At 67.7% G+C, this 6,774-nt stretch carries 8 protein-coding genes; 2 read left to right on the forward strand and 6 right to left on the reverse strand.

The window, feature by feature from the left end; genetic code table 11:
- Positions 1-5: 5 nt before the first annotated feature.
- The 6 genes from AC3IFE_RS32110 to AC3IFE_RS32135 form a co-directional block, all read right to left on the reverse strand.
- A complete protein-coding gene (locus AC3IFE_RS32110) occupies positions 6-1,208 on the reverse strand; it encodes a tryptophan--tRNA ligase (protein ID WP_089467786.1) in 1,203 nt (400 codons plus the stop codon).
- 8 nt (positions 1,209-1,216) lie between these two features.
- Positions 1,217-1,879, reverse strand: coding sequence for a site-2 protease family protein (locus AC3IFE_RS32115; RefSeq protein WP_089467787.1), 663 nt, complete (start codon positions 1,877-1,879; stop codon positions 1,217-1,219).
- Positions 1,880-1,924: 45 nt separating this feature from the next.
- Positions 1,925-2,557, reverse strand: coding sequence for an L-threonylcarbamoyladenylate synthase (locus tag AC3IFE_RS32120; RefSeq protein WP_089467788.1), 633 nt, complete (start codon positions 2,555-2,557; stop codon positions 1,925-1,927).
- A gap of 72 nt (positions 2,558-2,629) precedes the next feature.
- Positions 2,630-3,460: a 3',5'-nucleoside bisphosphate phosphatase gene (locus AC3IFE_RS32125; RefSeq protein WP_179233404.1), complete on the reverse strand. Its 831-nt coding sequence runs from the start codon at positions 3,458-3,460 to the stop codon at positions 2,630-2,632.
- An 82-nt stretch (positions 3,461-3,542) separates the two neighbouring features.
- Entirely contained in the window at positions 3,543-4,433 is an 891-nt protein-coding gene (locus AC3IFE_RS32130) for an alpha/beta fold hydrolase (protein ID WP_489194327.1), read from the reverse strand.
- 174 nt (positions 4,434-4,607) lie between these two features.
- Positions 4,608-5,468 (reverse strand): ferritin-like domain-containing protein, encoded by an 861-nt coding sequence (locus tag AC3IFE_RS32135; RefSeq protein WP_489194329.1) that lies wholly within the window; start codon positions 5,466-5,468, stop codon positions 4,608-4,610.
- A 143-nt stretch (positions 5,469-5,611) separates the two neighbouring features.
- Between AC3IFE_RS32135 and AC3IFE_RS32140 the strand changes: the two genes are divergently transcribed.
- Both AC3IFE_RS32140 and hslO read left to right on the forward strand, forming a co-directional pair.
- Entirely contained in the window at positions 5,612-6,136 is a 525-nt protein-coding gene (locus AC3IFE_RS32140) for a gamma carbonic anhydrase family protein (RefSeq protein ID WP_089467792.1), read from the forward strand.
- 25 nt (positions 6,137-6,161) lie between these two features.
- Positions 6,162-6,774: Hsp33 family molecular chaperone HslO (hslO, locus tag AC3IFE_RS32145; RefSeq protein ID WP_489194331.1), on the forward strand; the 613-nt coding region annotated here is incomplete at its 3' end.

The raw sequence follows: 6,774 nt of genomic DNA on the forward strand, positions 1-6,774 counted from the left end.
CCGGGTCAGTTGTACGACAGGCCCATCGCGTCGCGCACGTCGCGCATCGTTTCCGTCGCGTACTTGCGCGCCTTGTCGCAACCGTCCGCGACGATCGCACGCAGCAGCGACGGATCGTCCATGTACTTCTGCGCGCGCTCGAGCATCGGCTGCTGTTCGCGCAGGATGCCTTCGACGACCGGCTGCTTGCAGTCGAGGCAGCCGATGCCCGCCGAACGGCAGCCCTTCTGCACCCAATCGTGCGTCGCTTCGTCCGTGTAGACCTGGTGAAGCTGCCACACCGGGCACTTGTCGGGATCGCCCGGATCGGTGCGGCGCACGCGAGCGGGATCGGTCGGCATCGTGCGGACCTTCTTCGTGATCGTGTCGGCGTCTTCACGCAGGCCGATCGTGTTGCCGTACGACTTGGACATCTTCTGCCCGTCGAGGCCCGGCATGCGCGACGCTTCGGTCAGCAGCGCCTGCGGCTCGACCAGGATGATCTTGCGCGCGCCTTCGAGATAGCCGAACAGACGCTCGCGGTCGCTCATCGACAGGCTTTGCGATTCCTGCAGCATCGCGCGCGCCTGTTCGAGCGCCTCGTCGTCGCCTTCCTGCTGATACGCATTGCGCAGCTCGTGATAGAGCTTCGCACGCTTGCCGCCGAGCTTCTTCGCGGCCTCGAGCGCCTTCTCCTCGAAACCGGGCTCGCGGCCGTACAGGTAGTTGAAGCGGCGCGCGATCTCGCGCGTCATCTCGACGTGCGGCACCTGGTCTTCGCCGACCGGCACCAGCGAGCCGCGATACAGCAGGATGTCGGCCGCCATCAGCACCGGGTAGCCGAGAAAGCCGTAGGTGGACAGATCCTTGTCCTTCAGCTTCTCCATCTGCTCCTTGTAGGTCGGCACGCGTTCGAGCCAGCCGAGCGGCGTGCTCATGCCGAGCAGCAGCGCGAGTTCCGCGTGCTCGGGCACCTTGCTCTGGATGAACAGCGTCGCCTGCGCCGGATCGATGCCGGACGCGAGCCAGTCGATCAGCACGTCCCACACGTTCTTCTCGATGACCTCGGGCGTCTCGTAGTGCGTCGTCAGCGCATGCCAGTCGACGACGCAGAAGAAGCACGGGTACTCGGACTGCAGCTTCACCCAGTTTTTCAGCACGCCGTGGTAATGACCGAGGTGCAGCGACCCGGTGGGTCGCATGCCGGAGAAAATACGTTCTGGGAACATGATTGTCGTTAGAAAAGCGAGGCGAAGGGAGACAGGACGGCGCTCAGGACGGCGTAGCCGACGTTGACGAGCGGACGCAGCCAGAAGTTCGTCAGCACGCCCGTCGCGACGAGCACGAGGACGATGATGAAACCGTACGGCTCGATGCGCGACAGCGCGATCGATTGCCTGGTCGGCAGCAGCGCCGCCAGGATGCGGCCGCCGTCGAGCGGCGGCAGCGGAAACAGGTTCAGCACGCCGAGCACGAGGTTCGCGCTGACGCCGGCGAACGCCATCCGCGTGAAGAACGGCTCGTCGACGCCGACGGCCGGCAGCACGAGGGTCAGCAGACCCCAGACGAGCGCCTGCACGAAGTTGCAGGCCGGGCCTGCCAGCGCGACCCACAGGCTGCCCCAGCGCGGATTGCGCAGGTTGCCGAACGATACCGGCACCGGCTTCGCATAGCCGAACAGAAACGCCCCGCCGGTCAGGAAGTACATCGCGAGCGGAATGGCGATCGTGCCGAGCGGGTCGATGTGGCGCATCGGATTGAACGACACGCGCCCCATCGCGTAGGCGGTGTTGTCGCCGAGCAGGCGCGCGGCGTAGCCGTGCGCGGCCTCGTGCAGCGTGATCGCGAAGATCACGGGCAGCGCGTAGACGGCGATGGTCTGTATCAGGGAAGCATCCATATCGCGTTATTGTAACAAGCGCACTCGCGCAAAAATGAACGGCGCTTACGCGACCGAAAGTCCGAACGGTTCGAGCGCGCCGCGCCCCGCGCGGACGAGTTCGGGCGCATCGCCGGTCAGGTCGATCACCGTCGACGGTTCGCGCGGGCACGCGCCGCCGTCGATCACGAGGTCGACCTGTTTCTCGAGGCGCGCGCGGATTTCCTCGGGATCGTTCAGCGGTTCGTCGTCCGGCGGCAGGATCAGCGTCGTGCCGAGCAGCGGCTGGCCGAGCGACTCCAGCAGCGCAAGCGTGATCGCGTGATCGGGCACGCGCAGCCCGATCGTCTTGCGCGACGGGTGCGACAACCGGCGCGGCACTTCCTTCGTCGCCTGCAGGATGAACACGTACGGGCCCGGCGTCACCGACTTGATCTGCCGATACTGGCGGTTGTCGACCATCGCGAAGTTGGCGAGCTCCGACAGGTCGCGCACGAGCAGCGACAGGTGCTGCTTCTCGTCGAGACCGCGAATCCGGCGTACGCGCTCGACCGCATCCTTGTCGTCGAGATGGCACGCGAGCGCATAGCTCGAATCGGTCGGCATCGCGATTACGCCGCCCTTGTTGACGATCTCCACAGCCTGCTTGATCAGGCGCGGCTGCGGATTATCCGGGTGAATCCTGAAGAACTGGGACATGGGGACACGTAAAGAGGGAGAAGTCGGATGCGCGCAGCGACGGCAACGCGGGCGGCCCGAAGCCGCCCGGCGTCAGAGCCAGCGCTCCCAGACCGGTGTCAGGTCGGGCGGCAACGGCGGCAGGCTGCCGAGCTCGATGCGGCCCTCGCCCGGCGCATGGAAATCCGAGCCGCGCGACACTTCGAAGCCGAAGCGGCGCGCGACATCCGCGTACTCGCGGTACTGGTCGGGCGTGTGACTGCCCGTGATGACCTCGATCGCGCGGCCGCCGAGATCGATGAACTCGCCGAAGAACGCGTCGAATTCGACCGGCGTATAGCGATAGCGGCCCGGATGCGCGACCACCGCTTCGCCGCCTGCCGCGCGGATCCAGCCGACCGCGTCGGACAGGGACGCCCAGCGATGCGGGACGAAGCCGGGCTTGCCGTCGCCGAGCAGGCGGTCGAACACGTCCGACGTCGATTCGGCGTGGCCGTTTTCGACGAGAAAGCGCGCGAAGTGCGTGCGCGAGATCAGGTCGGGATTCGACACGTATTTGAGCGCGCCTTCGTATGCGCCGGGAATGCCGAGCGTCGCGAGCTGCTCCGCGATCGCCAGCGCGCGCGCGGCGCGGCCGTGGCGCGTGCGGTACAGGCCGTCGACCAGCGCCGGATGGGCGGGATCGATGTTCAGACCGACGATGTGCACGGTGCGCGATGCCCACGTGACCGAAATCTCGACGCCGCTCAGGTAGCGCATGCCGAGCGCTTCCGCCTCGCTGCGCGCCACCGCCTGGCCGCCGATCTCGTCGTGATCGGTCAGCGCCCACAGGGTCACGCCGCCCGCATGCGCGCGGCGCGCGACGTCGGCAGGCGACAGCAGCCCGTCGGAAACATTGGAATGGCAGTGGAGATCGGCGTTCATTGTCGGCATGGCAGGTAAGGCTTCATTCTACTGCAATGCGGCAATTGCGCCGCCAGCCTGCCCTGCCGCCCGTGCCACGCGCCTACGCGCAGAACGCCTCGATCAGCGCCGCGATCTGCTCGGGCTGGTCGTGATGCACCATGTGGCCGGCGTCCTCGATGAACTTCTCGCGCCAGTCCGGGAACGCGTTGAAGCGCGCCTTGAATTCGGACAGGGGAATATCGCCGGCGATGTAAGCGAGCGTCGGCGAATTGACGGCCTCGACGTGCAGCACCTTCGCGCGCACCTGCTTCCAGGTCGCCATCACTTCGTCGAGCCGGTACAGCAGCGGGCCCGGCATCTTGTGCGCCGGGTCGGCGAGCAGATGGTAGAGGCCGTCGTCGCCGCGTTTCGACCAGTGCGCGGCGAGAAACGCGGCGCGGCGCGGGTCGAGCCGCGGATTGGTCTTGATCAGGCGCGCCGCCACGTCGTCGAGGGACGCGTACGGCCGCAGCGCGGGCGGCTCGCGCAGTTCGTCGAGCCAGCCGCGCAGCCGGCGCGGCGCCTGTTCGGCGCGGGCCGGCGCGAGCCCGAACCCTTCGAGATCGACCACGCGGCGCACGCGTTCCGGCCGCGCGCCGGCATACAGGCACACGACGTTCGCGCCCATGCTGTGTCCGACCAGATTGACCTCGCCGCGCGGCGCATAGCGGTCGACGAGCGCATCGAGGTCGGCCAGGTAATCGTGGAACCAGTAGTGGCCGCCGCCCTGCCGCGCGACCGGCCAGTCGGACAGCCCGAAGCCGCGCGCATCGGGCGCGATCACCTGCCAGTCGCCCGCGAGCGCATCGACGACGAACTGGAACGACGCCGCGACGTCCATCCAGCCATGCAGCATGAACAGCGTGGGCGCATCGGGCCGGCCCCAGCGCCGCACATGCAGCTGGACGCCGCGCACCGTGACGAAATCGGAAACAGAACTCGAGGCACTCATTGCAGCCGCCGAAAAAAGAATGGTCGTTCGATTATAGCGGCGCCCCGGTTCCGGCGGCCGGCAATCGAGGTAGCGCTCTAGCGGCGAGGTCGTTCCAGCGCCGGCCGGCAGGCGCCATCGATCCGGTGCGCGAGCCGGCCGGCGGCCGTCCGGACGTGGGTGAACGCGATCCGGCTAGTGCGCGGGACGTCCGTCCGCCGCATCCTGCGCGGCCAGTTCGTCGAGTTCGGCCTGGTCGAAGCCGGCATCGCGCCGCGCATCGAAATTGAACGGGCCGCGCAATCGCGGCGCGTGGTACTGCTCGGCGAGCTGCCGATAGGCCGGCACGGGGTCGCGCCCGGCGGCGTCGCACAGATGGCGGAACCAGCGGTTGCCGATCGCGACATGGCCGATTTCGTCGCGCAGGATCACGTCGAGGATCGCGGCCGACGCATCGTCGCCCGCCTGCACGAGCCGTGCGCGAATCGGCGGCGACGCGTCGAGCCCGCGCGCCTCGAGCGTCCGCGGCACGAGCGCCATGCGCGCGAGCACATCGTCCCTGGTCCGCTCGCACATTTCCCACAGCCCGTTGTGCGCGGGAAAATCGCCGTACGCATGCCCGAACCCGTCGGCGAGCCGGTCGGACAGCAGCGTGAAGTGATAGGCCTCCTCGGCCGCGACCTTCAGCCAGTCCGCGTAAAACGCGCCCGGCATGCCCGAGAAGCGCCAGACCGCATCGAGCGCCAGGTTGATCGCATTGAATTCGATATGGGCGAGCGCGTGCAGCAGTACGGCACGCCCTGCCGGCGATCGCATGCTGCGCCGCTGCAGCTCGCGCGGCTCGACGAGCGGCGGCCGCGCCGGGCGCCCGGGCAGACCGGCCGGTTCGCGCAGTTCAAGCGCCGGCGCGATCGCGGCCTGCCCGGCCCGCAGCGCATCGTGCAACGCGCGCACCTGCGCGGCCTTGACCGCCGGCTCGGCAACGAGCAGTGCGTCGAGCGCCGCGCGGCGCACACAGGCCGGCGCCGGGCCGAAAGAAGAAGACTCGATGCTCATAAACGGGGACACCCTGCGTACGCGTGGCGGGAGCACAGGCACGCGACGGTTTACAATATGCGTTTGTTCCACGGCGCCAGGCGCCGGCCACACCGGACGCGCCATTCTACCGGCGCCCATCATCGAAGAGACAAGGAGACCCCGTGACGATCTACAAGCTGGGCGATACGGCCCCGACGATCCACGAAAGCGTGTTCGTCGCCGATACGGCGGCCATCATCGGCAAGGTCGTGCTCGAGGAAAACGCAAGCGTGTGGTTCGGCGCGACGATTCGCGGCGACAACGAGACGATTACCGTGGGCATCGGCAGCAACGTCCAGGAAGGCGCGGTCCTGCATACCGACCCGGGCTTTCCGCTGACGATTGCGGAAAACGTGACGATCGGGCACCAGGCGATGCTGCACGGCTGCACGATCGGCGAAGGTTCGCTGGTCGGGATTCAGGCGGTGGTCTTGAATGGAGCGGTCATCGGCCGCAACTGTCTGGTCGGTGCCGGCGCGGTCGTGACGGAAGGCAAGACGTTCCCGGACAATTCGCTGATTCTAGGCGCACCGGCAAAAGTCGTGCGCGAGCTGTCGGCCGAAGACGTCGCGCGGCTGCGCGCGAACGCGAAGACGTATGTCGAGCGACGCGCGCATTTCAAGGAGCAACTCGTGCGGATCGGGTGATCCGCACGGATTTCAAGGAAGAAGAGTGAGCGACCAGTTACAGAAATTCATGTTCAATGCGGCGCCCGTGCGCGGCGAGATCGTTTCGCTGCGCAACACGTGGCAGGAAGTGCTCGCCCGCCGCGACTACCCCGCCCCCGTGCGCACGGTGCTCGGCGAAATGATGGCCGCGTGCGCGCTGCTGTCCGCGAACCTGAAATTTCACGGCACCCTGATCATGCAGATCTTCGGCGACGGGCCGGTCCAGATGCTGGTCGTCCAGTGCGGGTCCGATCTGTCGATGCGGGCCACCGCGAAGTTCTCGGGCGACGCCGTGCAGACGATCGGCGACGACACGAACTTCGCGGCGCTCGTCAACGCGAGCGGCCACGGCCGCTGCGTGATCACGCTCGACCCGGCCGACAAGCTGCCGGGCCAGCAGCCGTACCAGGGCATCGTGCCGCTGAACGGCATCGACGGCCCGCTCGAATCGGTGTCGCAGGTGCTCGAGCACTACATGCATCATTCCGAACAGCTCGACACGCGTCTGTGGCTCGCGGCCGATCGCGACCGCGCGGTCGGGATGCTGCTGCAGAAGCTGCCGGGCGACGGCGGCATCGTGCCGCGCAATGCCGAGACCGATCCCGACACGTGGGAGC

Source organism: Burkholderia sp. APQ4-4ca, from assembly GCF_057837105.1.